Genomic DNA, 22,259 nt, shown 5'->3' with positions numbered 1-22,259 from the left:
GCTCGCGTTCGCAGGTATTCCGCCCTCGCTGCTGACCGGATGTCGGAGGATCGCAGGATGCTCGACCCCGCACACATCCTCAATCGTCTGGGCGGCATCGCTCGCGGCACAGTCCTGCAGAGATACGGATGCTCACGCGACCGCATCCGACGCGCGGTCAAAGCGGGAGAGATTCTGCGCGTGCGTCCCGGAGTCTTCGCAGTGCCTGCGGCCGATCCGAGGATCGTCGACGCTGCTGCGCACGGAGGCGCTCTCACGTGTGCCGCCGCGCTGAGAGCTCACGGAGTATGGGTGCTTCCCGACGAGGACGTCGCCGTTCACGTCTGGCTCGGCGGGTCGGGACGCATTCACCCTCACCCCGACTGCGCGTGCGTCGTGCACTACTCCCCAGGCACCGCACGCCCCGGTGTCGCTCCGCTCGCCGCCGCCCTCGTGCACGTGTATCGCTGCCTCGGCACGGAGGCCTTCTTCGCCGCATACGAGTCGGCATGGAACGAGAGACGGCTCTCCGCGGATGACCGGAAACGCATTCGGCGTCAGCTCCCCGCATCCGCCGGATGGCTCCTCGACCTCGCCCGCCCCGACGCCCAGAGCGGCCTCGAGTCATTGCTGAGACTGCGTCTGCACCTGCTCGGCATCCGCCTCGACTGCCAGGTCTTCATAGATGGAGTGGGTCGCGTGGACTTCGTGATCGGGTCTCGTCTGATCATCGAGGTCGACGGCCGCCTGAACCACGCCGGTGCAGAACGTCGCCATCATGACCTGGCCCGAGACGCCGCCGCTTCCGCGCGCGGATACGAGACACTGCGCTTCGACTACGCGATGGTCGTCCACGACTGGGATGCCGTGGTGCGGGCGATCCTGCCGGCGCTCGCGCGTGCGCGGGCATGACGCTCACCTGCAGGCCGAAACGACGGATGCATGCCGGGACCAGGTGTCTCGGCATGCATCCGTCGTTCGAACATGCGAATGAGCGGCGGTCCGCTCGACGCGGGCTACTCGACGGTGACGGACTTCGCGAGGTTGCGCGGCTGGTCGACGTCGAGACCCTTGGCCGTGGCGAGCGCCATGGCGAAGATCTGCAGCGGCACGACTGCCAGGAGCGGCTCGAACATCGCACCGGCGAGCGGGATGCGGATGACCTCGTCGGCGAACGGCAGCACGGCCGCGTCGCCCTCCTCGGCCACCACGATCACGCGAGCGCCGCGGGCGCGGATCTCCTGGATGTTCGAGACGACCTTCGAGTGCACGAGGGCGGAGTGACGCGGAGACGGGACGAGGACGAACACGGGCTGGCCCGGCTCGATCAGGGCGATCGGACCGTGCTTGAGCTCGCCGGCAGCGAACCCCTCGGCGTGGATGTAGGAGATCTCCTTGAGCTTGAGCGCACCCTCGAGCGCGATCGGGTAGCCCACGTGACGCCCGAGGAACAGGACCGAGCGGGTGTCGGCCATCCAGCTCGCGAGCTGCGCGACGTGCTCCTGCTCGGTCTCGAGAACCTTGGCGACCTTGTCGGGCAGGCTCGTGAGCTCCGCGACGTCGGCCGTGGCGTCCTGCACGGTGCCGCGCACCCGTCCCATGTGCAGGCCGAGGAGCAGGAGCGCCGTGATCTGCGCCGAGAAGGCCTTGGTCGACGCGACCGCGACCTCGGGGCCGGCGTGCGTGTAGACGACCGCGTCGGACTCCCGCGGGATCGTGGCGCCCTGCGTGTTGCAGACAGACAGGGTGCGGGCGCCGCGCTCGCGCGCGTACTTGACGGCCATGAGCGTGTCCATGGTCTCGCCGGACTGGCTGATCGACACGACCAGAGTGTCGTCGCCGATCACCGGGTCGCGGTAGCGGAACTCGTGCGCGAGCTCGACGTCGACGGGCACGCGAGCCCATTGCTCGATCGCGTACTTGCCGACGAGCGCGGCGTACGAGGCTGTACCGCACGCCGTGATGATGACGCGGTTGATGCCCGTGAACAGGTCGTCGAGACCGTCGAGCTCGGGGATGACCACCTGGTCGCCCTGGATGCGTCCGCGGATCGTGTTCGCGACGGCCTCGGGCTGCTCCGCGACCTCCTTCGCCATGAAGCTCGGCCATCCGCCCTTCTCGGCGGCGGCGGCGTCCCAGGACACGTCGAAGGGCTCGGCCTCGACCGGCGTGCCGGCGAAGTCGGTGACCGTGACGGCGTCCGGAGTGATCGAGACGATCTGGTCCTGACCGATCGCGAGGGCCTTGCGGGTGTGCTCGACGAAGGCAGCGACGTCGGAGCCGAGGAAGTTCTCGCCCTCGCCGAGTCCGATCACGAGCGGCGAGTTGCGGCGGGCGCCGACCACGAGGCCCGGGTGGTCCTGGTGCATCGCGAGCAGCGTGAACGCGCCCTCGAGGCGGTTCACGACGCTGCGGAACGCGAGCTGCAGGTCGCCGCCGTTGCCGCGGTACTCCCGGCCGAGCAGAGCCGCCGCGACCTCGGTGTCGGTCTCGCTGCGGAAGGCCACGCCGTCGGCGATCAGCTCGTCGCGCAGGGTCGCGAAGTTCTCGATGATGCCGTTGTGGATGAGCGCGAGACGGTCGTCGTCCGCGAGGTGCGGGTGCGCGTTGACGTCGGTGGGGCCGCCGTGGGTCGCCCACCGCGTGTGCCCGATGCCGGTGTTGCCGTCGGCGAGGGCCGCGTCGGCGAGGGAGTCGCGCAGCACGGCGAGCTTGCCCGCCTTCTTGCGCATGCCGAGCGAGCCGTCACCGTCGATGACGGCGACGCCCGCCGAGTCATAGCCGCGGTACTCGAGACGGGCGAGACCTGCGAGCAGGATGTCCTGGCTGGGCCGCGGGCCCACGTATCCGACGATTCCACACATGGGACTAAGAGTAAGCGGGGAATTTTGCGAAGGTTCCGAACGAACTCCCCGCCGCCCGTAGACGCCCGGGATCCCGGGACTCAGAGCTTGCGCAGGAGCACGCTCTCGACGTTGTGATCGGCGCCCTTGTTGAGCACGAGCCGAGCGCGGTGCTTGGTCGGCATCACGTTCTCGACGAGGTTCGGCATGTTGATGTCGTTCCAGTAGCCGAGGGCGGTCGTGATCGCCTCCTCGTCCGTCAGGTGCGCGAACACGTTGAAGTACGACGACGGGTTCGAGAAGGCGCCCTGACGGAGAGCGAGGAACCGATCGACGTACCACTTCTCGATGTGGGAGGTGTCGGCGTCGACGAAGATCGAGAAGTCGAACAGGTCGCTGACCGCGACGTCGTTCGGCGCGGGCGGCGGCTGGAGCACGTTGAGCCCCTCGACGATCACGACGTCGGGCCGCCGGACGACCACATGCGCGTCGGGGACGATGTCGTAGCGCATGTGCGAGTAGAACGGCGCCCGCACCTCCGCGGCCCCGCTCTTCACCTCTGTGAGGAACTCGATCAGCGCACGGCGGTCGTAGGACTCCGGGAACCCCTTGCGCTCCATGAGTCCGCGACGCTCGAGCTCGGCGTTGGGATACAGGAACCCGTCGGTCGTGACGAGTTCGACGCGCGGAGTCCCCGGCCAGCGCCCCATCAGCTCGCGCAGCAGGCGCGCGATCGTCGATTTACCCACGGCCACCGATCCGGCGACGCCCACCACGAACGGGGTCGTGGTGTCGGACTCCTGCAGGAAGTCGCTCGTCGCGGCCCCGAGACGCTTGGTCGCCGTCGCGTACAGGCTCAGCAGGCGACTGAGCGGCAGATAGACCTCGCGGACCTCGGTGAGATCGAGCCGGTCGCCGATGCCGCGGAGCTCGACGACCTCCGTCTCGGTGAGGGGCTGGTCGAGTCCTGCCGCGAGCCGCGCCCACTCGTCACGCCCGATCTCCCGATACGGGGACAGGGGCGGCGCGGGGTCGACGGTGGTCACCGCACCATCGTATCGGGGGAGGCGGCGGCGCTTCGCAGCGACGGTAGTCTCTATCCGTGCGCCTGGGAGTCCTCGACATCGGTTCCAACACCGTCCACATGCTGGCCGCCGACGTGCGGGCCGGAGGGCGTCCGCTCGCGACGACGAGCGACCGCACGGTCCTGCGCCTGATGCGCTATCTGACGGACGACGGGTCGATCTCGGAGGAGGGCGTGCGCGCGCTCGAGACCGCGGTCGCCCGTGCGCGCCGGGTCGCCGCCGAGGAGCGGGTCGACGAGCTGCTCGCGACCGCGACGAGTGCCGTGCGCGACGCCCGCAACGGCGCCGACGTCATCGCGCGCATCGAGGCCGCACTCGGACAGCCGCTGCAGGTGCTCGACGGCGAGACCGAGGCGGAGCTGACCTTCCTCGCCGTGCGCCGGTGGTTCGGCTGGTCAGCCGGGCAGATCCTGCTCCTGGACATCGGCGGCGGTTCTCTCGAGATCGCGGCGGGCGGCGAGGAGCTGCCCGACGCCGCCGCCTCCGTTCCTCTGGGTGCTGGCCGCATGACGGTGCAGTTCCTGCCCCACGATCCTCCCGGCGAGGACGACGTCGAGCGTCTGCGCGCGCACGCGCGGACGACCCTCGCGACCGTCCTGCCTCGTTTCGAGACGCTCCCCCGGCCCGATCACGTCGTCGGCTCCTCCAAGGCCATCCGCTCGCTCGCGCGTCTCGTCGGCTACCCGGTGCCCGGATGGTCGGGTTCGGAGCGGATGCTGCTGCCGCGCACCGCCCTCGGATCGTGGATCCCCCGGCTCGCTCGCCTCCCGGCGTCCGCTCGCCAGGAGCTGCCGGGGATCACGGCCGACCGCACGTTCCAGATCGTCGCGGCCGCCGTGTCCCTCCACACCGCGATGAGCGCTCTGGAGGTCGACGAGCTCGAGGTCTCGCCGTGGGCACTGCGCGAGGGCGTGCTGCTGCGGTACATCGAGCAGCTGGGCCAGCGGGGCTGACCCAGCCGCCCGACGGACGGTCTCGGAGTCCGAGTGCGCGGCGTCAAAGCGCCAGGCGCTCGCGGACCACGTCGGAGAGGCGCTCGGCGTAGGCCTGCGCGGACGCGGCATCCGCGGCCTCGACCATCACGCGCACGAGCGGCTCGGTGCCGGACTTGCGCAGCAGCACACGACCGGTGTCGCCGAGTTCGGCCTCGACGGAGCGCACGGCGTCCTGCACGACGTCGTCGCCGTCCACCGCGTCCTTGTCGACGCCGCGCACGTTGATGAGCACCTGCGGATACACCGTCATGACAGCCGCGAGCTCGGCGATCGACTTCTGCTGGCGCGCCATCTCGGCCACCAGGTGCAGGCCCGTGAGGAGGCCGTCGCCGGTCGTGGCGAACTCGCTCATGATGACGTGGCCGGACTGCTCGCCGCCCAGGGCGTAGCCGCCCTCGTTCATGTCCTCGAGCACGTAGCGGTCGCCGACGGCTGTCTGGCGCACCGTGATCCCGTGCTCGCGCATGGCGACGTGCAGTCCCAGATTGCTCATGACCGTCGCGACGAGCGTGTCGTCGGTGAGGTGACCGCGGTCCTTCATCGACACGGCCAGGATCGCCATGATCTGGTCGCCGTCGATGACGTTGCCCTGGGCGTCGACCGCGAGGCAGCGGTCGGCGTCGCCGTCGTGCGCGATGCCGATGTCCGCGCCGAGACGCACGACGGCCTCTGCGAGGTTGTCGAGGTGCGTGGAGCCGACGCCGTCGTTGATGTTCCAGCCGTCGGGGTCTGCTCCGATCACCGTCACCTCGGCCCCCGCATCGCGGAAGGTCTCGGGCGACACGCCGGACGCCGCGCCGTGGGCGCAGTCGAGCACGACCTTGAGGCCGTTCAGGCGGTTCGGGAGCGAGCCGAGCAGGTGCACGACGTAGCGGTCCTCGGCATCCGAGAAGCGGATGATGCGACCGACGCCCGCACCGGTCGGACGAAGCTTCTCGCCCGCCATCGCGGCCTCGATGCGCTCCTCGACGATGTCGGGGAGCTTGACGCCGCCGCGCGCGAAGATCTTGATGCCGTTGTCGGGCGCGGCGTTGTGCGAGGCGGAGATCATGACGCCGAAGTCGGCGTCACGATCGGCCACGAGGAACGCGAGTGCGGGAGTCGGGATGACCCCGGCCTCGAGCACGTCGACACCGGAGGACGCGAGGCCGGCCGCGACGGCCGCCTCGAGGAAGTGGCCGGAGACGCGCGGGTCTCGGGCCACGACTGCGGTGAGGCGCTTGCCCTCGGCGATGCGGGCCTCCGCAGTACGGCCCTGGCCCAGGACGACAGCAGTCGCCTGGGCCAGGGTGAGCGCCAGGTCGGCGGTGAGGATGCCATTGGCGAGTCCTCGCACACCGTCCGTGCCAAAGATCGGCATCGGAGCGGTCGACCTTAACGCTTCGAGTACTGAGGCGCCTTACGGGCCTTCTTGAGTCCGGCCTTCTTGCGCTCCTTGACGCGAGCGTCGCGCGACAGGAAGCCGGCCTTCTTCAGGGTCGGACGGTTGTTCTCCGCGTCGATGCCGTTGAGGGCACGCGCGATGCCGAGACGCAGCGCGCCGGCCTGACCCGAGGGGCCACCGCCGGAGATGCGCGCGATGACGTCGTAGCCGCCGGCGAGGTTGAGCACCGTGAACGGGTCGTTGATCAGCTGCTGGTGCAGCTTGTTCGGGAAGTAGTCCTCGATCGAACGGCCGTTGACCGTGATCGTGCCCGAGCCGGGGACGAGGCGCACGCGGGCGATGGCCTGCTTGCGACGGCCGACTGCGGCACCCGGGACGCTGAGGACGGGGCGGGGGGCCGCCTCGACAGCGTCGGTCTCGGGAGTCGAGGTCGAGAAGTTCTGGAGGTTTTCGGTGGAGTCCTGGATGTCAGCCACGAGTATGTCCTTAGTCTGTACGGCGCTTACTGGGCGACCTGGTCGAGGGTGTACGGCTGGGGCTGCTGCGCGGCGTGGGGGTGCTCGCCACCCGTGTACACCTTGAGCTTCGACAGCTGCTGACGGCCGAGGCTGTTCTTGGGGAGCATGCCACGGATGGCCTTCTCCACAGCGCGGACCGGGTTCTTCTCGAGGAGCTCGGCGTAGTTGACGGCCTTGAGACCACCCGGGTAGCCCGAGTGACGGTAGGCGATCTTCTTCTGGAGCTTCTGACCGGTGAGCGCGACCTTGTCGGCGTTCACGATGATGACGAAGTCACCCGAGTCGATGTGGTTGGCGAAGGTCGGCTTGTGCTTGCCGCGCAGGAGCGCTGCGGCGTGCGAGGCCAGACGGCCGAGAACGACGTCGGTGGCGTCGATGACGACCCAGTCGCGCTGGACTTCGCCAGCCTTGGGAGTGAAAGTGCGCGTCACGATAGTGCTGCTTTCTTGTTCGAACGGAGAGGTTCGTGAATCCCACTCCGGGGTGGTTCCCTGTGGTCCGAGGTCAGAGCTTCGGGGAACACGCCAGTGGAGGGCTCACGTTCGCGGCACCCGGCAGTCGAGTACCAAAGAGACAGCTTACGTCATCCGGCGCGATCCCCCAAACCGGGACGTGCCACCGCTCAGTCGAGCCGCGCGGTCACGAGGATCGGCCGGTGGTCGCTCGACCTCTGCGGCAGAGTCGTGACCCGCTCGATCTCGAAGCCCGCCGAGGTCGCGAAGTCGTAGTGCCCGCGGAAGACGCGGTAGCGCGTATAGGTGTGGTCGTCGCTGAGCGTCAGCGCGTAGCCGTGCTCTCGGACCGCGTGGCCGAGGTTCTCCTTGAACACCGGGTAGTTGTAGTCCCCCACCATGATCTGCGGGAGCCCTTCGCCCAGGGTCGCGAGCTCCGTGAGCGCGGCGCGGATCTGATGGCGGCGCAGCGAGTTGAGGGCGGTCAGGGGCGCCGCGTGGAACGACGCCGCGATGAACTCGCGCCCGGCGTCGATGTCGTGCAGCCGCGCGCCCAGCACCCGCTCGTGCGCGGGCTTGGCGATCCGGTCGTGCAGCGACTTCTTGAGCTCGATCGTCCGGATCCCCTGCAGACGGAACTGGCTCTCCCGGTAGAACATGGCGAGCCCGAGCCGATTCCCCTGCGTCGCGTCGGCGAGTGCGAGATCACCGATACGTGGAGGGAGATCCGACACGTCGCACTCCTGCAGACACAGGAGGTCGGGATCGTGCTCGGCGGCGAGCGCCGCGAGCTCCCCCGCGGCACGGTGCTTCTGCAGGTTGTACGAGATGACCTTCATAGCGCTCCCCACGCTACTCCCCGCCGCTGTGACCCGGCTCCGGATCAGTCGTCGTACCCCCAGCGGATGCCGAGCACCCCCGGACCGAAGCCGTGGCGGGCGACGTGCACCGTGCCTTCGTGGACGGCCCGCATGGTCGAGACGTACTCCTCCTCCGTCTCCAGGTACTCCTCGCACCAGCTCGGGATCGCGTCCGCGGGGAACCGCACCCAGATCAAGGTCTCCCGCGCGGGACGCGAGGTCGCGTGCCAGGCGTACTGACGCGGTGGATACCCGGGCGGGAAGGTCTCGGCGAATTCGAACAGCGCCGTCCCGCCGGTGGTGATCGGACGGTCGAGCGCGATCACCACCCCGGACAGCAGACGGCCCGGATGCAGGTACTCGCGGTCGATCCGTCCGCCCACGACGTCCGAGATGACCGACATGGCGTCGGTCTCGGCCGGCGCGACGTCGATCAGCGGGATCTCGTCGATCGAGCCGCGCGTGGCCTGGACGAGCGACCGCATCACGATGCGCTCGACCGCCCCGTCCGCACCGACGAAGACCGTGAGATGGGTGGAGAGGTCGCGCAACGACTCCTGCGGTGCTGCGTGCAGGGCCGTCAGCGTCTCCTCGGTCTCTCGCTGCTCGCGCTCCTCGTCGAACGGAAGGCGCGGCGGAGCGACGGGGCCGAGTCGCGGCGAGGGGCCGAGCAGGCTCGTGAGGTGTCCTCGGTCCAATGCGAGGCGGTCCTCGATGCCCTCCACGACGCTCAAGGACTGCGGCCCCTCGGGCTGGCGGTCGCCCGAGCGCCAGTAGCTGAGCGTGGCCGTCGAGATGGGATTTCCGTCGTCCATCAGGAGGCTCCGCAGACGGGCGAGGGTCATGCCCCGTTCGGAGATCGCCGCACGGAACGCCGCCGCGAACGCGCCGCGCTGCTCGTCCATCCGGTCCATCACAGTTCCCTCGTCGTCGTGTGAACAAGCCCCGAGTACGTTCAGTGTATGGTCCGCGGTACCCCCTCTCGCGACCACAGTCGTCGGTACGGTTCCTGGGGAGGACGCCGCGGCAGCATCCCGCGCCGTGGCCGCCCGCTGGGGTAGTGGGCGGCCACGCGCGTAGGTCGTCGGTCAGTCCGCGGAGGAATCGCGGCGCGCGCGCGTCTGCGCGGCTCTCGACGCGAGGAGGTCGTCGGCCGGATAGCCGACCTCGGTCAGCGTCAGCCCGCGGGCGGCGAGCACCTTGAACTCACTCGTGCGCGTGAGCGCATCGCGCAGCACCACCAGATCGTCGACGTCGAGGCGCCCCTCTCCCACGGCCGCGCACGCGCCGACGAGCGCCCGCACCATGCTGTGGCAGAACGCGTCGGCCTTGACCTCCGCCACGAGGACGCCCTCGGCATCGCGGTGCCACCGGTAGTCGAGGAGCGTGCGGATCGTCGTCGCCTCCTCGCGCGGCTTGCAGTACGCCGCGAAGTCGTGGAGTCCGATGAGCGTCCGCGCGGCGGCATCCATCGCCTCGGCGTCCAGCGTGCCCCGATGCGTGGTCGTGTCGAGCCGTCGCAGCGGGTCGTAGCCCGACGCCTCATCGGCGAGACGGTAGCGGTACCGCCGCCACACCGCCGAGAAGCGAGCGTCGAAGCCCTCGGGCGCGATCGACGAGCGCGTGACCGTCACGTCGGGATAGGCCCCGAGCACGCCGCGCATGCGTCCGGCGACGGATCCGGCGGGGTCGTGCGCCGCGCGTCCGTGGCGGGACTCGATGCGCGCCCACTGCTCGTCGTCGAGGTCGACGTGCGCCACCTGCCCCCGGGCGTGCACCCCGGCATCCGTCCGTCCGGCGACGACGAACTGCACGTCGGAGCCCACGATGCGTGCGAGCGCGGCCTCCAGAGTCCCCTGCACGGTGCGGAGGGTGGGCTGCTTCGCCCACCCGCGGAAGTGGGTGCCGTCGTAGGCGATGTCGAGCCGGATGCGCACGACTCCAGCCTACGGGTGCGGTCAGACGCCGCCGTCGATCGAGCGGATGGCGCCGGCCGGCTCGTCCGGGACCATGACCTCGGTGTCGCGGTTGAGGCTCTCGCCGCGGAAGAACCGCTTCGACCGGGGGAACAGGTACCAGAGGAACATCAGGACGAGGCCGAACGCGAGCGAGCCGATGCCGATCACGAACGTGCCGCCGATGCCGAACAGCACCGTGTATCCGTAGTCCACGTCCCACATGTCGATCGCCGACTGCACGAACGCGTAGGTGAGCATGATCCCGCCGAGCAGCGGGAACAGCCCCTTGAAGAAGAAGTCGCGGGCGGAACGGGTCAGATCCTTGCGGAAGTACCAGACGCAGGCGAAGCCGGTGATCGCGTAGTAGAAGGCGATCGCGAGCCCGAGGGAGAGGATCGAGTCCTGCAGGATGTTGTCGCTGATGAGCGTCATGCCCACGTAGTACGCCGAGGCGACGACACCCATCACGATCGTGGAGAACGACGGCGTCTTGTAGGTCGGGTGGACGTCCTTGAACTTGGCGGGCAGCGCCCGGTACACGCCCATCGCGAGCGTGCCGCGCGCGGTCGGCAGGATCGTGGTCTGCGTCGACGAGATCGCCGAGATGATCACGGAGACCACCAGCACCCATCCGAACGGACCGAGGAGGCCGTCCTTGATGGCGAGGAAGAAGTCGTCGGCGTTCGCCTCGTTGCCGAGACCCGTGCCGTCCTCCCCCAGACCCGCGTACATCATCGCGGCGATCGTGACGGCGACGTAGGTGAAGAGCAGGATGACGGTCGTGAGCAGCGCCGCGCGTCCCGGGATGCGCTTGGGGTCCTTGGTCTCCTCGTTGAGCGCCAGGCACGTGTCCCAGCCCCAGTAGATGAAGAGCGCGAGCAGGATCGCCTCGATGAAGCCGGAGTAGTCCGTGAAGGCGAAGGGGTTCAGCCAGGCGATGTCGAAGGGGGTCGGGTTCGGGGCGGTGCCGCTGAAGAACTGCCAGAGCGCCGCGACGACGAAGATCGACAGCGCGAGGTACTGGATGCCGAGCAGGATGTTCTGGATGCGCTCGCCGATCTCCACGCCGCGCCAGCTGACCCACGTCATGGCCGCGATGAAGAACACGGCGACGAGGATGATGCGCCAGTCGTTGTTCTCGAGGTCGAGGCCGATCAGCGACCAGAAGTAGACCGAGGCGATCTGCGCGAGGTTCGCGAGCACGACCATGCCCGCGACCGCGACGCCCCATCCGCCCATCCAACCGACCCAGGGTCCGAACGCCTTGGTGCCCCAGGTGAAGGTCGTGCCGCAGTCGGGCACCGCGTTGTTGAGCTCGCGGTAGGCGAAGGCGATCAGGAGCATCGGGATGAAGGCGATGATGAAGGCGATCGGCGCCTGTGCGCCCACCGCGAGCACGACGAATCCGAGCGTCGCCACGAGCGAGTACACCGGGGCGGTCGAGGCGAGACCGATGACGGTCGATCCCCAGAGTCCCAGTGAGCCCGTCGCGAGGCCCTTGCCGTCAGGTCGTTCCAGATGGATGGGCGTCGTTGCTGCCATGCTCAGAACATACGACTTCCACGCATCTCGCGTCAATCGTTTTCTTGGACCGATGAATTCCGCACCTGCAAGGGGTCGGCGTCGACGGAATCCGTCGTATCAGCCGCGATCCAGCATCTCGTCCGCGTGATCGGCGACCCATTCGACGAGCGGCAGCATCCGCTCCATGAGGTCGCGCCCCAGCGGCGTGAGGCTGTACTCGACGTGCGGCGGCACCGTGGGGAACGACTCCCGGTGCACGAGCCCGTCATCGGAGAGGGTGCGCAGGGTCGAGGCCAGCATCTTCTCGCTGATGCCGCCGACCTCTCGACGCAGCTCTCCCCATCGGCGCGTGCCGTCGGAGAGGCTCGACAGGACGAGCACTCCCCACTTGCTCATCACGTGGTCGAGGATGACTCGCGTGCTGCATCCGGGCTCGAAGACCTGCGGCGTGGATTCCTTTATCTGCGCAAAACTCACCGTCACGTATGTACCTTACTTCAAAGTGGGTACCTGCAGTTCGGAATGTTCGGATGCGGCCTCGCGGTTGTGGGGGATGTCACCAACGAAAGGACACGCCATGACCATCCTCGTCACCGGAGCGACCGGCCAGCTCGGACGCCTCGTCATCCAGAGCCTCATCGAGCGGGGCGTCGACCCGCAGTCCATCGTCGCCGGCGCCCGCGACGTCGCGAAGGCCGAGGGTCTCGGCGTGCGCATCGCCCGCCTGGACTACACGGACCCCGCCTCGATCGCCTCAGCGCTCGAGGGCGTGGACTCCGTGCTCCTGATCTCCGGATCCGAGGTCGGCCAGCGGGCCGCGCAGCACGCCGCCGTCATCGACGCCGCGAAGTCCGCCGGCGTCGCCAAGTTCGTCTACACGAGTGCACCGAAGGCGACGACGAGCGACCTCGTCCTCGCGCCCGAGCACAAGGCGACGGAGGAGGCGATCGCCGCGTCCGGCCTCCCCGCCGTGATCCTGCGCAACAACTGGTACACCGAGAACTACGCCGCCGACGCCGCACGCGCAGCCGAGACGGGCGTTCTCGCCTCCGGCGCCGGCGACGGACGCGTCGCGTCCGCCAGCCGCAAGGACTTCGCCGACGCCGCCGCCGTCGTGCTGATCGAGGACGGCCACGTCGGTCGGACCTACGAGCTCGGCGGCGACGTCGCCTGGACCTACGAGGACCTCGCCGCGGCGATCGCCGAGATCTCGGGCCGCGACGTCGAGTACCGCCGCCTCGCGTTCGACGAGCAGCTCGCCGCCCTGCAGGCCGCCGGCCTCGACGAGGGCACGGCCGGGTTCGTCGCCGCCCTGGACGCCGGCATCGCGGGTGGCGCGCTCGCCGACACCGACGGCACGCTCGCGCGGCTCATCGGCCGTCCGACCACTCCGCTCGTCGAGGGACTGCGCGCCGCCGCCTGACCCGGAGACAGGAGGAGGCGCCGACCCCGATCGGGTTCGGCGCCTCCCGCCATGGATGCGCCGTCAGTCCGACGACGCCTCACGCGGGTGGACGTAGGCGATCGTCAGCACGACCGCCGCGGCGACGAGCCCCTCCGTTGCGAGAGCGTCGACCACGGAGGCCCGAGCGGCTCGCAGCGTCTCGACCGCGCCCACGGCGTAGTCGATTCCCAGCGACGCCTCGACTTCGACGCCGCCGTCGCCGATCGCCACGGCGACCAGCGGCTCGTCGGCTCCTCGCACGCCGAGCGCGATCGCACCTTCTCCCACCAGGTTCGACAGCAGGGACCCCGCACGATAGACGGTGCGGACGCCGGTCGTGCCGAGGATCGCCGCCTCGACTCGGGCGGCGATCAGTGTCGGTGACGTCGCGGTCATGATGCCTCCCCGGGCCGGCGGCCCACCCTCTGGATGTCGCGCACGGTGATGTCGACAGCAGTGACGACGAGATCGGTATGGCGCCGCACCCTGTCGGCGACCTCGGCACGAAGACGCTCCACGGCGGTCGGGATCGACGTCCCGTAGAACGCATTGACGTCGATCGCGATGCGAATCGGCACGCCCGGTGTCGCCACGTCGCCCTCGAGCGAGGAATGCCCGATCAGGAGGCCCGCCACCGCGTTCTCCGCAGACCGGATGAGCCCGCGCACGGCGCCCTCCGTGATGCCGAAGTCGTCCACCGGGTCGGACGCGGCGAGCGGAATGCGGCGTCCGGCGCGCGCATCCAGAGCGATTCCGCTGAGGATGCGATCGACCCAGCCGTCCTCGACCTCCGGCATCGCCGCGGAATCGGCGTCGATCAGTTCGCCGCCCAGCCCCTGGAGGCGCTCGAGCGCGTCGAGAGCGAGCTGGCACCCTGGCGACGCTTCGATCGACGGGTTCCGCGGAACGCGTCCTGCCTCCAGGTAATCGGTGAGGTCGTCGAGTGTGTATCCGTCGAGATCGCTCGGCTCGAGGCCGAGGTGCTGAACGTCCGGAGTACCCTGGTCGTCGTTCATCGCCACGCCTCCATCCGCACGATCATGGACTTCCGCGCCCGGGCGAGCAGCCCGCGCACCGTCGACACCGACATCTCGAGCTCCTCGGCGATCTCGTCGTACGAGTATCCGCCCATCTCCCGCAGCACCCAGCACTCGCGCTGGGCTGCGGGGAGCTCGCGCAGCGCGGCGCCGAGCGCCGCGATGCCCTGACGGGCCTCGACGACCCGAGCGGGCGAGTCCGTCGTCGGCGCCGCCTGCTCCACCTCGTCGACGTCGACCGTCGGCCGGAGCGCCCGGATGCGGTCGATCGCCTTGCGGCTCACGATCCGCATCAGCCAGCTCTTCACCCGGCTCGGGTCGTCGAGCTCCGAGAACCGCTGCCAGGCGGTGACGAACGTCTCCTGGACGATGTCGTCGACGTCCGACGATGCGTTGAGCATGCGCCTCGTGTATGCGCGCATCATCGGCGTGTACCTCCGGACCAGCACGGCGAAGGCGTCGACGTCGCCGTCCATCGCCCGCCCCGCGACGATCCTGTCGTCAGCCTGCTCGAGAGCAGAGCGAAACCGTTCCCCGACCACGTGGGAACCTCCCCTTCCCAGTCCTGCGAGTGGTTCGGAGCGCGACGGACGTCGGATGGGCCGCCTCGCCCTGCGACGACGGTCGTCGCCGTCGACGTCGAACCACTCACGGGAGTTCCTCCGTCGCCTAGTCCACCCGGCTGTCGACCGGCTCCGCGTCGATCTCGTCCGCCTCCGCATCGTCGGCGGGGATGTGGACGTCGTCGATCGTCACATTGACCTCGACGGCCGCCTTGCCCACGAACTCGCTCATCGCGAGGGAGATGGCCGCGCGGACGTCCGCGGCCACACGCGGGAGGGATGCCGGGTACTCGGCGACGATCGTGACGTCGACCGCGACCTGCGTCTCGCCGACCTCCACGCGGATCCCCTGTGCGAGGTCCGTGGAGTTCAACGCGTCGCGGATCACACCCATGGCACGCGCCGCGCCGCCGCCGAGAGCGTGCACTCCGGGGACCTCGCGAGCGGCGATGCCGGCGATCTTCGCGACCACGCCGTCCTCGATGATCGTCGTCCCGGTCGACACGGTGCCCGCTCCGGTCGAGACCTGGACCTCGGGCCGTGCGCCGGTGTTCGCGTTCGCCATGATGTGCTCCTTCGTCAGTCGAGACTCCGTGTGGAGTGATCGCCGGATGGGCGACACCACTAGGACGGATGCTACGAGCGATTCGTCACAGAATCACCGAGAACTTCTTTCACAGTGCACTCCAAGGTGAAGAGTGCAAACTTGCACTTCATGAGCGACAGTGCAGAAACCTTGAGGGAGCAGCGCAAGCGCGAGACCTCCCGCGCCCTCACCGACGCAGCACGCCGACTGACCGCCGAGCAGGGATTCGCGGGCTTCACGATCGAGGAGCTGTGCGCCGAGGTCGGCGTCTCCCGACGCACGTTCTTCAACTACTTCGAGAGCAAGGAGAACGCCGTCTTCGGCTTCGCCGCCGCGGAGCCGCGACAGGAGGAGCTGGAGCAGACGTTCGAGACGGCGACCGGCGACCTGCTCGACGACTTCGTCGCGCTCACGATCGCCCGGTTCGAGCTCTTCAACCCGATCGACGACGCGCGAGCGCTGCTCGCCGTGATCGAGCAGGAGCCGAAGCTCATCAAAGCGGCATTCGAGCAGCTCGCGAAGAACGAACGCCGCGATCGCGACCTCATCCTGCGTCGCATAGGCACCGACGACGATGCCGAGATGCGCGCGGAGGTCCTCGTGTACACGGTCGCCGCGCTCATGCGGTTGAGCATGGACCAGCTCCTGAACCACCACTCCACCGACGCCTTCGGCGACCTCGTGCTGCGCCGGCTCGAGGCCACCCGCACCCTGTTCACCCCTTCGCAGAAAGCCGACTGATGTCCGCCACCGCCACCGCCACCGCCACCAAGGATGCACCCTTCCTCCTCACGAAGCGGCGCATCTGGATCATCTTCAGCGCCCTCATCGCGGGCATGCTGCTCTCGAGCCTCGATCAGACGATCGTGTCGACCGCCATGCCGACCATCGTCGGGCAGCTCGGCGGCGTCGACCACCAGGTCTGGATCACCACCGCCTACTTGCTCGCGACCACGATCGTGATGCCGATCTACGGCAAGTTCGGCGACGTCCTGGGACGCCGCAACCTGTTCCTCGTCGCGATCGCGCTGTTCACGCTCGCCTCGGTGGGCTGCGCGTTCGCGACCGACTTCTGGACGTTCGTGGTGTTCCGCGCTCTGCAGGGCCTCGGTGGCGGCGGGCTCATGATCCTGTCGCAGGCGATCATCGCCGACATCGTCCCCGCCAAGGAACGCGGCAAGTACATGGGGCCGCTCGGTGCTGTGTTCGGCCTCTCGGCCGTGGCCGGTCCACTCCTCGGCGGCTTCTTCGTCGATCACATGACGTGGCAGTGGGCCTTCTACATCAACATCCCCGTCGGCATCGCGGCATTCATCATCGCGCTCGTGGCGCTGAAGCTCCCGAGCAAGAAGGCCGAGAAGCCGATCGACGTGTTCGGTGTGATCTTCCTGTCGATCGCGACGACCTGCCTGATCTTCTTCACGGACTTCGGCGGTGACGCGGAGTTCGGCTGGGACTCGCTCGCGACCTGGGCGTGGGGTGCCGGCCTCGTCGTCGCCGCGACCGCCTTCGTGATCACCGAGGCGCGCGTGCAGGACCCGATCATCCCGCTCAGCCTGTTCCGCAACCCGATCTTCATCAACGCGACGGCGATCGGCCTCGTGCTCGGCATCGGCATGTTCGCGGCGATCGGCTTCGTCCCGACCTTCCTGCAGATGTCCTCGGGGACCTCGGCCGCGGCATCCGGTCTGCTGATGATCCCGATGATGGTCGGGCTCATGGGCACCTCGATCTTCTCGGGCATCGCGATCTCCAAGACCGGGAAGTACAAGGTCTACCCGATCCTCGGCACGATCATCACGGGGCTCTCCATGATCGCGTTCACGACGCTGTCGGCCTCTACGCCGATCTGGCTGATCTGCGTGTTCCTGTTCTTCTTCGGCGCGGGTCTCGGTCTCATCATGCAGGTCGTCGTCCTCGTGGTGCAGAACGCGGTGCCCGCCGACGAGATCGGCACGGCGACGAGCACGAACAACTACTTCCGCGAGGTCGGCGCCTCGCTCGGCACCGCGGTGTTCGGCACGATCTTCACGACGCGCCTGACCGAGAACCTGCTCGGGGTGTTCGCCGACGCGGGGGCCTCTCCCGGCGACGCCTCGCAGGCCGCATCGACGATCGACCCCGCGACGCTCAATGCCCTCCCCGACGAGGTGCGCGACGGAATCGTCACGGCGTACGCGGATGCTCTCGCACCGGTGTTCTGGTACCTCGTTCCGTTCATCGCGATCGCCCTCGTCCTGTCGCTGTTCCTCCGGCAGATCCCGCTGTCCGACACCGCAGGCCTGGTCGCACGCGGCGAGGCGATCAGCGGTGAGGAGGCGGAGCGCCTGGAGGCGGAGCAGCGCGGACTCCCCATGGCGTCGCCCCACGGCGACTCCGAACAGTCGCGCAGCCGCTGAGCACGGCACAAGGGCCCGGGACTCCGCGGAGTTCCGGGCCCTTCTGCCGTCACGCCTCGAACATCGGTGACGGCATCGCGAAGCGGGCGGTCCTGGTGTCGATGCCTCTCATCGTGGCGAGGATGTCCGCTTTGAGGTCGCGGACACGGTGCGCCGGAAGCCGCCCCTTGTCGCGCTGATCGTTCCACGGCGAGCAGTCCGGAAACTCCTCGCGGTCGGGCCACCTCGGAACGAGGTGGGCGTGCAGGTGGGGATCCCGGTTGCCGAGGATGGAGACGTTGACGCGACGTGCGCCGGTCGCCAGCCTGATCGCCTTCATCGCGATCTGGATGTCGCGGAGGAACCCCATCATCGAGTCCATCGGCAGCGACTCCAGGGAATCGGCGTGCTGCGGGAACGCGAGGATGCATCGCCCAGGGAACCGGTCGTCGTTGTACAGACCCAGCTTCCCGTGAGTCGACGTCGCGATCGGCTCCCAGAGCTCGAAGCCGCACGTCATGCAGGGTGTGTCGGTCTCGAGGGCACTCGTCAGCGAAGACATCTCTAGATCACCATGTACTCGCGGGAGAAGGAGTCGAAGGGTTCCGCGTGGAAGATCCCGCACAGGTCCGCGTGAAGCTGTTTGCCCAGTGTACGCATGGCGCCGAAGTCGGCGGACTCCTTTCTGGCGTCGCCGCGGAAGTCCGCCTCGATCGCTGCCCGCCAATCGGCGCTCCCCGAGCTCTCGATGAACCGGCTCGCCGCGATCGCAATGCGCTCGCACTTCTCCTTCACGGTGTCGTCGCCGTCTCTCGCGATCCGGGCGAGCAGATCGAGCAGGCGCTCCAGTGCCGGCGTCGAGTATTGATCGAGCAGGTAGTCAACTGGATCGTCGCAGGCCGCGACACCGCTGTGCAGAAGGTAGAGAGGTGCGATCGACGCCACGTAGCAGAGCTTGCGCGGGATCAGCAGTTTCAGATACCGCAGCGCCTTCGGGTTCTTCTGCGTGGCTTTCGCCTGATAGTCCACAGCGATCGTGCGCCAGTACCGGATGATGTCGTTCAGCAGGTACCGCGGGATCCGGTCCGATCCGTCCTTCGCCTTCACGTACGCGTCGAGGACCCCTCGGAGGGCTTGAGCATGGAGCGCTGGGCGCGCCAGCGATACGGATTCCTCGAGGAACAGGATGCGGCGAGTCGTCGTGTGGTTGGTGTCTTCCTGGAGACCGATGGGCGTCACGAGATCGTCGACGGAGATCGTCTCGCCGAAGAGCCGGCTGCTGCCCGGTTCACTGAGGGTGACGCCGTCGACGAGCTGCGACCTGAGGGTCTCGATGAGCGGCGCCGCGTCGAACGAGCGGGCTTCCGAGGTCACGACGAGCCAGTCGAGGTCGGACTGCGGGGTGAGTTCGAAGCGGGCGAGCGATCCGAACGCGACGATGTCGTGCCCGTCCGGCAGTCTTCCGTCGTCTTCGAGCGTCCGGCGCGCCGCGACGATCGCCGTGCGCGATCTCCGCATCGCTTCCTCGAGCGACGTCCGGACGGATCCGCTCACTCCCAGATCGTGGAAGACCGAATCGCGCCAGACCGCCCGGCCATCCTCCGCAAGCTCCAACCCCAACAGCCTCACCCCCACCGGATTCGGTTCAGGGTAGCTCTCGGAGAGGTCGGTGCGACCGACCTGTGAACGGAATACCGGTATCGAGCGCCGTCCGACCGAACGGCATGCAGAAGGGCCTGCGACTCCGCGGAGATGCAGGCCCTTCTGTCGTCCCGTCGCGCGTCAGGGCAGGTCGGACAGATCGAGGTCCGCGTCGCCGTCGCTCGTCTGCCCCTCCCCGGGCGTGGCGTCGTCGGGCTCCGGCGTCTCGTCGTTCGTGACGAAGTCCGCGTCGACGCCCGTCGCGTCGATGCCGGAGTCGTCGCTCGCGGGCTGTTGGGGGTCGGACATGATCACTCCCGTCGTCGGTGTGCAGGTCCTCCATGGTCGATCGCTCGGCGCGGGACGGCGATCCCCTTGACAGTCCCGTCAGAGGATGCCGGTGAGCACTCCCCCGTCGGCGCGCAGCGCCGCACCGTTCGTCGCCGAGGCCCGCGGGCTGGCGAGGTAGGCCACCAGATCCGCGACCTCCGCGGGCGCGAGGAACCGTCCGAGGAGCGTCGTCGCGTTCTGACCGATGATCGCGTCGCGCATCGCCTCGGCGGGCACCGACCGCTGAGCCGCGACGGCCTCGACGCTCGCGGCGACGCCCTCGGAATAGGTGGGACCGCCGAGCACGGTGTTCACGGTCACCGCGGTGCCCCGGGTGAGCTTCGCGAGACCGTTGCCGAGCGCCATCATCGCGGCCTTGGTCGTGCCGTAGTGCACCATGTCGCGCGGCACGTTGACCCCGGACTCGCTGCTGACGAACACGATGCGCCCCCATCCGCGCTCGAGCATGCCGGGCAGGGCGTGGCGTGAGAGCCGGACGCCGCTCAGCACGTTGACCTCGAAGTACCGCATCCACTCCTCGTCGTCGACGGCCGCGAACTCGGCCAGGCCGAAGAGGCCGACGTTGTTCACCAGGATGTCGACGTCTCCGAGAGCGGCCGTCAGCCGGTCGACCTGGTCGACGTGCGCGAAGTCCGCGGCGATCCCCGACACCTCGACCTCCGGGTATGCCCGTCGCAGCCGCGACACCGCCTCATCGACCCGCTCCGGATCGCGCCCGTTGAGCGTCACGCTCACTCCTTCGGCCGCCAGCGCCGACGCCACGGCATGCCCGATCCCCTGGGTGGATCCGCTGACGAACGCGGTCTTCCCGTGCAGCCCGAGGTCCATGTCCACTCCCGTCCTCGACGCCTGACGCGCCGAAATCACTTGCTTGAGCAAGTCAAGGTACGCCGAATGACTTGCCTGCGCAAGTCAGCTACGCTGAACGCATGACCGAACCGGACGATGCCCTCAGCCCGGAGGAGCTCGAGATCTGGGCGTCCGTCGCCTCCCTGCTGGAGCGGCTGCCCGCGGCGCTCGACGCGCAGCTGCAGCGCGACAGCGGCCTCACGCACTTCGAGCAGGGCATCCTTCAGGCCCTCGACCTCGCCCCCGAACGCACCCTGCGGCTCAGCGTCATCGCCGCCTACGCCAGCTGCACCCTGTCGCGCCTCTCGCGCGCGATCACCCGCCTGGAGGCGCGCGGGTGGGTCCGTCGGGAGATCGACCCCGATGACGGCCGGTTCACACGGGGCATCCTCACCTCGGCGGGGCACGACGCGGTCGCCGCCTCGACGCCCGGGCATCAGGCGCTCGTGCGTCGGCTCGTCTTCGACACGCTCACGGAAGCGCAGGCGCGGCAGCTCGGAACCGTCAGCCGTCGTATCGCGAGCGCGATCGGCCCCGGCGAGCCCTGGAGTCCCCCGCGCACCTGACGGCGTCCTCCTCGGTCACTCGTGCTCGGGCAGCACAGGCGTCGACCAGCCGGGATCGCGTCCCATCTGCGTGGCGCGGGAGACGGATGCCGCACCGAACCGCTCTCGCACCGCATCCAGTACGGTGTCCAGCCGCTCACCGCCCTCCTCGTCGTCGAAGTCGAGCTCCGGCGGCGCATCCGCGGCGCTGCTCAGGTGCGACAGGGAGACGCCGATCAGGGTGATCCCGCGATCGGCGATCTCGACCAGCGCTGCGGCCAGCAGCGCCCTGGCCAGCGCGAGCAGCACGGTGGTGCGGCCGGTCGGCGTACGCAGCGTGCGCGAGCGCGTGGCCTTGGTGAAGTCTCCGAAGCGCAACCGCAGCACGACGGTGCGACAGACCCGATCGCGGTCGCGGAGGCGGCGGGAGAGACCGTCGACGATCTGCGTGAGGACGAGGTCGAGTTCCTCGGGTGCGCGTGGCCGTGCACCGAGCGCGCGCTGCGATCCGATCGAGCTGCGTCGCCGCGCGGTGTCGACGGGACGAGGGTCGCGCAAGCGAGCCAGCGCATGCAGGTGCGCGCCGGCCGCACGTCCGAGCAGACGCTCCGCCGTGGCCCCCTCGAGCTCGGCGAGCTCCCCGACCGTGCGGATGCCGAGGCCGTGCAGCTTCTCGGCCGTCTTCGCGCCGACGCCCCACAGCCTCTCGACCGGCAGCGGAAGGAGGAAGGTCTGCTCCTCGGCCGGTTCGACCACGAGCAGGCCGTCGGGCTTGCTCACCGCGCTCGCGACCTTGGCGAGGAACTTCGTGCGGGCGACGCCGACCGAGATCGCGAGGCCGACCTCGGTGCGCACCCGCTCGCGCAGCCGGACAGCGATCTCCTCGGGCGTGCCGGCGATGCGGCGCAGACCGCCGACCTCGAGGAACGCCTCGTCGATCGAGAGGCCCTCGACGAGCGGGGTCGTGTCGCGGAAGATCGCGAAGACGTCCGCGCTGGCCCGCGAGTAGACGTCCATGCGCGGCGGCACGACCACCGCGTCGGGGCACAGGTCTCGCGCCTGGCGTCCCCCCATCGCGGTGCGGACGCCCCGGGCCTTCGCCTCGTAGCTCGCGGCGAGCACGACTCCCCCGCCGACGATCACCGGACGCCCGCGCAGGCCGGGCGCGTCACGCTGCTCGACGGAGGCGTAGAACGCGTCGAGATCGGCGTGCAGCACGGTGGCCTCCTCGCGCATGACACCTCCCGCCGGCTTCCGATAGGGACGA

At 69.0% G+C, this 22,259-nt stretch carries 25 protein-coding genes; 6 read left to right on the top strand and 19 right to left on the bottom strand.

What is annotated here, in order from left to right:
* Window positions 1-57 precede the first annotated feature (57 nt).
* Window positions 58-891, top strand: coding sequence for a DUF559 domain-containing protein (locus ACIPY8_RS05450; RefSeq protein WP_400815807.1), 834 nt, complete (start codon window positions 58-60; stop codon window positions 889-891).
* A gap of 104 nt (window positions 892-995) precedes the next feature.
* Here the strand turns inward: ACIPY8_RS05450 and glmS are convergent, their stop codons facing one another.
* Window positions 996-2,843, bottom strand: a complete 1,848-nt coding sequence (glmS, locus tag ACIPY8_RS05445) for a glutamine--fructose-6-phosphate transaminase (isomerizing) (RefSeq protein WP_400815804.1) — start codon at window positions 2,841-2,843, stop codon at window positions 996-998.
* A gap of 80 nt (window positions 2,844-2,923) precedes the next feature.
* Window positions 2,924-3,868: a type I pantothenate kinase gene (gene coaA, locus ACIPY8_RS05440; protein ID WP_400815801.1), complete on the bottom strand. Its 945-nt coding sequence runs from the start codon at window positions 3,866-3,868 to the stop codon at window positions 2,924-2,926.
* A gap of 56 nt (window positions 3,869-3,924) precedes the next feature.
* Here coaA and ACIPY8_RS05435 point away from each other — a divergent pair, with 56 nt between their 5' ends.
* Window positions 3,925-4,860, top strand: a complete 936-nt coding sequence (locus ACIPY8_RS05435; protein WP_400815799.1) for a Ppx/GppA phosphatase family protein — start codon at window positions 3,925-3,927, stop codon at window positions 4,858-4,860.
* Window positions 4,861-4,903: 43 nt separating this feature from the next.
* On the opposite strand, the gene glmM is transcribed toward ACIPY8_RS05435, so the two are convergent.
* The 8 genes from glmM to ACIPY8_RS05395 form a co-directional block, all read right to left on the bottom strand.
* Window positions 4,904-6,262, bottom strand: a complete 1,359-nt coding sequence (gene glmM / locus ACIPY8_RS05430) for a phosphoglucosamine mutase (protein ID WP_400815797.1) — start codon at window positions 6,260-6,262, stop codon at window positions 4,904-4,906.
* A 14-nt stretch (window positions 6,263-6,276) separates the two neighbouring features.
* Window positions 6,277-6,762, bottom strand: a complete 486-nt coding sequence (gene rpsI, locus ACIPY8_RS05425; RefSeq protein WP_050721664.1) for a 30S ribosomal protein S9 — start codon at window positions 6,760-6,762, stop codon at window positions 6,277-6,279.
* Between the two features lie 26 nt (window positions 6,763-6,788).
* Window positions 6,789-7,235, bottom strand: coding sequence for a 50S ribosomal protein L13 (gene rplM / locus ACIPY8_RS05420; protein WP_096714317.1), 447 nt, complete (start codon window positions 7,233-7,235; stop codon window positions 6,789-6,791).
* A 191-nt stretch (window positions 7,236-7,426) separates the two neighbouring features.
* Window positions 7,427-8,095 (bottom strand): endonuclease/exonuclease/phosphatase family protein, encoded by a 669-nt coding sequence (locus ACIPY8_RS05415; RefSeq protein WP_400815793.1) that lies wholly within the window; start codon window positions 8,093-8,095, stop codon window positions 7,427-7,429.
* Between the two features lie 44 nt (window positions 8,096-8,139).
* Entirely contained in the window at window positions 8,140-9,030 is an 891-nt protein-coding gene (locus ACIPY8_RS05410; protein WP_400815792.1) for a hypothetical protein, read from the bottom strand.
* Between the two features lie 174 nt (window positions 9,031-9,204).
* Complete coding sequence (truA, locus tag ACIPY8_RS05405) at window positions 9,205-10,053, bottom strand: tRNA pseudouridine(38-40) synthase TruA (protein ID WP_400815790.1); 849 nt, start codon at window positions 10,051-10,053, stop codon at window positions 9,205-9,207.
* Between the two features lie 21 nt (window positions 10,054-10,074).
* Window positions 10,075-11,616, bottom strand: coding sequence for an APC family permease (locus tag ACIPY8_RS05400; RefSeq protein ID WP_400815788.1), 1,542 nt, complete (start codon window positions 11,614-11,616; stop codon window positions 10,075-10,077).
* Window positions 11,617-11,715: 99 nt separating this feature from the next.
* Window positions 11,716-12,081: a winged helix-turn-helix transcriptional regulator gene (locus ACIPY8_RS05395; protein WP_400815785.1), complete on the bottom strand. Its 366-nt coding sequence runs from the start codon at window positions 12,079-12,081 to the stop codon at window positions 11,716-11,718.
* 94 nt (window positions 12,082-12,175) lie between these two features.
* Here ACIPY8_RS05395 and ACIPY8_RS05390 point away from each other — a divergent pair, with 94 nt between their 5' ends.
* Window positions 12,176-13,021, top strand: coding sequence for an SDR family oxidoreductase (locus ACIPY8_RS05390; RefSeq protein WP_400815783.1), 846 nt, complete (start codon window positions 12,176-12,178; stop codon window positions 13,019-13,021).
* A gap of 63 nt (window positions 13,022-13,084) precedes the next feature.
* Here ACIPY8_RS05390 and ACIPY8_RS05385 read toward each other — a convergent pair whose 3' ends face one another.
* The 4 genes from ACIPY8_RS05385 to ACIPY8_RS05370 all read right to left on the bottom strand — a co-directional run bounded on the left by ACIPY8_RS05385 (window position 13,085) and on the right by ACIPY8_RS05370 (window position 15,207).
* Entirely contained in the window at window positions 13,085-13,438 is a 354-nt protein-coding gene (locus ACIPY8_RS05385) for a hypothetical protein (RefSeq protein WP_400815781.1), read from the bottom strand.
* Entirely contained in the window at window positions 13,435-14,058 is a 624-nt protein-coding gene (locus tag ACIPY8_RS05380; RefSeq protein ID WP_400815779.1) for an Asp23/Gls24 family envelope stress response protein, read from the bottom strand. Before ACIPY8_RS05380 ends, ACIPY8_RS05385 begins: the two co-directional genes overlap by 4 nt.
* The gene (locus ACIPY8_RS05375) at window positions 14,055-14,621 is read right to left on the bottom strand and encodes an RNA polymerase sigma factor (RefSeq protein WP_400815777.1); all 567 of its coding nucleotides are present in this window, start codon (window positions 14,619-14,621) and stop codon (window positions 14,055-14,057) included. The genes ACIPY8_RS05380 and ACIPY8_RS05375 overlap by 4 nt, the downstream gene beginning before the upstream one ends.
* 127 nt (window positions 14,622-14,748) lie before the next feature.
* Complete coding sequence (locus tag ACIPY8_RS05370; protein ID WP_400815774.1) at window positions 14,749-15,207, bottom strand: Asp23/Gls24 family envelope stress response protein; 459 nt, start codon at window positions 15,205-15,207, stop codon at window positions 14,749-14,751.
* A 150-nt stretch (window positions 15,208-15,357) separates the two neighbouring features.
* On the opposite strand from ACIPY8_RS05370, the gene ACIPY8_RS05365 reads away from it, so the two are divergent.
* Together ACIPY8_RS05365 and ACIPY8_RS05360 are read left to right on the top strand one after the other, a co-directional pair.
* A complete protein-coding gene (locus tag ACIPY8_RS05365) occupies window positions 15,358-15,969 on the top strand; it encodes a TetR/AcrR family transcriptional regulator (RefSeq protein ID WP_400815773.1) in 612 nt (203 codons plus the stop codon).
* Window positions 15,969-17,627, top strand: coding sequence for an MDR family MFS transporter (locus ACIPY8_RS05360; RefSeq protein WP_400815771.1), 1,659 nt, complete (start codon window positions 15,969-15,971; stop codon window positions 17,625-17,627). Before ACIPY8_RS05365 ends, ACIPY8_RS05360 begins: the two co-directional genes overlap by 1 nt.
* A 49-nt stretch (window positions 17,628-17,676) precedes the next feature.
* On the opposite strand, the gene ACIPY8_RS05355 is transcribed toward ACIPY8_RS05360, so the two are convergent.
* From ACIPY8_RS05355 to ACIPY8_RS05340, 4 genes are all read right to left on the bottom strand, one after another.
* Window positions 17,677-18,168, bottom strand: coding sequence for an HIT family protein (locus ACIPY8_RS05355; protein WP_400815769.1), 492 nt, complete (start codon window positions 18,166-18,168; stop codon window positions 17,677-17,679).
* Window positions 18,169-18,170: 2 nt separating this feature from the next.
* Complete coding sequence (locus ACIPY8_RS05350; protein ID WP_400815767.1) at window positions 18,171-19,160, bottom strand: nucleotidyltransferase domain-containing protein; 990 nt, start codon at window positions 19,158-19,160, stop codon at window positions 18,171-18,173.
* Between the two features lie 228 nt (window positions 19,161-19,388).
* Window positions 19,389-19,556 carry a hypothetical protein gene (locus ACIPY8_RS05345; RefSeq protein WP_400815764.1) on the bottom strand — a complete coding sequence of 56 codons (168 nt, stop codon included), beginning with the start codon at window positions 19,554-19,556 and terminating at the stop codon, window positions 19,389-19,391.
* 78 nt (window positions 19,557-19,634) lie between these two features.
* Window positions 19,635-20,426 (bottom strand): SDR family NAD(P)-dependent oxidoreductase, encoded by a 792-nt coding sequence (locus tag ACIPY8_RS05340; protein ID WP_400815763.1) that lies wholly within the window; start codon window positions 20,424-20,426, stop codon window positions 19,635-19,637.
* Between the two features lie 101 nt (window positions 20,427-20,527).
* On the opposite strand from ACIPY8_RS05340, the gene ACIPY8_RS05335 reads away from it, so the two are divergent.
* Window positions 20,528-21,013, top strand: a complete 486-nt coding sequence (locus tag ACIPY8_RS05335; RefSeq protein ID WP_400815761.1) for a MarR family winged helix-turn-helix transcriptional regulator — start codon at window positions 20,528-20,530, stop codon at window positions 21,011-21,013.
* A 15-nt stretch (window positions 21,014-21,028) separates the two neighbouring features.
* Here ACIPY8_RS05335 and dinB read toward each other — a convergent pair whose 3' ends face one another.
* On the bottom strand, window positions 21,029-22,228 hold the full coding sequence (gene dinB / locus ACIPY8_RS05330) for a DNA polymerase IV (protein ID WP_400815758.1): 1,200 nt from the start codon (window positions 22,226-22,228) through the stop codon (window positions 21,029-21,031).
* Between the last annotated feature and the right edge of the window lie 31 nt (window positions 22,229-22,259).

The organism is Microbacterium sp. NPDC089696, assembly GCF_044749125.1.
Taxonomy (GTDB): Bacteria; Actinomycetota; Actinomycetes; order Actinomycetales; family Microbacteriaceae; genus Microbacterium.
The sequence above is the reverse complement of the archived record's forward strand: the minus strand, read 5'-3'. Positions and strand labels throughout refer to the sequence as shown.

What these genes read in the sequence shown, in the direction of transcription:
- ACIPY8_RS05450 (WP_400815807.1), top strand. Translation starts at nt 58, where the DNA reads ATGCTCGACCCCGCACACATCCTCAATCGTCTGGGCGGCATCGCTCGC.
- glmS (WP_400815804.1), bottom strand. Translation starts at nt 2,843, where the DNA reads ATGTGTGGAATCGTCGGATACGTGGGCCCGCGGCCCAGCCAGGACATC.
- glmM (WP_400815797.1), bottom strand. Translation starts at nt 6,262, where the DNA reads ATGCCGATCTTTGGCACGGACGGTGTGCGAGGACTCGCCAATGGCATC.
- ACIPY8_RS05415 (WP_400815793.1), bottom strand. Translation starts at nt 8,095, where the DNA reads ATGAAGGTCATCTCGTACAACCTGCAGAAGCACCGTGCCGCGGGGGAG.
- ACIPY8_RS05410 (WP_400815792.1), bottom strand. Translation starts at nt 9,030, where the DNA reads ATGGACCGGATGGACGAGCAGCGCGGCGCGTTCGCGGCGGCGTTCCGT.
- ACIPY8_RS05400 (WP_400815788.1), bottom strand. Translation starts at nt 11,616, where the DNA reads ATGGCAGCAACGACGCCCATCCATCTGGAACGACCTGACGGCAAGGGC.
- ACIPY8_RS05390 (WP_400815783.1), top strand. Translation starts at nt 12,176, where the DNA reads ATGACCATCCTCGTCACCGGAGCGACCGGCCAGCTCGGACGCCTCGTC.
- ACIPY8_RS05385 (WP_400815781.1), bottom strand. Translation starts at nt 13,438, where the DNA reads ATGACCGCGACGTCACCGACACTGATCGCCGCCCGAGTCGAGGCGGCG.
- ACIPY8_RS05380 (WP_400815779.1), bottom strand. Translation starts at nt 14,058, where the DNA reads ATGAACGACGACCAGGGTACTCCGGACGTTCAGCACCTCGGCCTCGAG.
- ACIPY8_RS05370 (WP_400815774.1), bottom strand. Translation starts at nt 15,207, where the DNA reads ATGGCGAACGCGAACACCGGCGCACGGCCCGAGGTCCAGGTCTCGACC.
- ACIPY8_RS05365 (WP_400815773.1), top strand. Translation starts at nt 15,358, where the DNA reads ATGAGCGACAGTGCAGAAACCTTGAGGGAGCAGCGCAAGCGCGAGACC.
- ACIPY8_RS05360 (WP_400815771.1), top strand. Translation starts at nt 15,969, where the DNA reads ATGTCCGCCACCGCCACCGCCACCGCCACCAAGGATGCACCCTTCCTC.
- ACIPY8_RS05355 (WP_400815769.1), bottom strand. Translation starts at nt 18,168, where the DNA reads ATGTCTTCGCTGACGAGTGCCCTCGAGACCGACACACCCTGCATGACG.
- ACIPY8_RS05345 (WP_400815764.1), bottom strand. Translation starts at nt 19,556, where the DNA reads ATGTCCGACCCCCAACAGCCCGCGAGCGACGACTCCGGCATCGACGCG.
- ACIPY8_RS05340 (WP_400815763.1), bottom strand. Translation starts at nt 20,426, where the DNA reads ATGGACCTCGGGCTGCACGGGAAGACCGCGTTCGTCAGCGGATCCACC.
- ACIPY8_RS05335 (WP_400815761.1), top strand. Translation starts at nt 20,528, where the DNA reads ATGACCGAACCGGACGATGCCCTCAGCCCGGAGGAGCTCGAGATCTGG.
- dinB (WP_400815758.1), bottom strand. Translation starts at nt 22,228, where the DNA reads ATGCGCGAGGAGGCCACCGTGCTGCACGCCGATCTCGACGCGTTCTAC.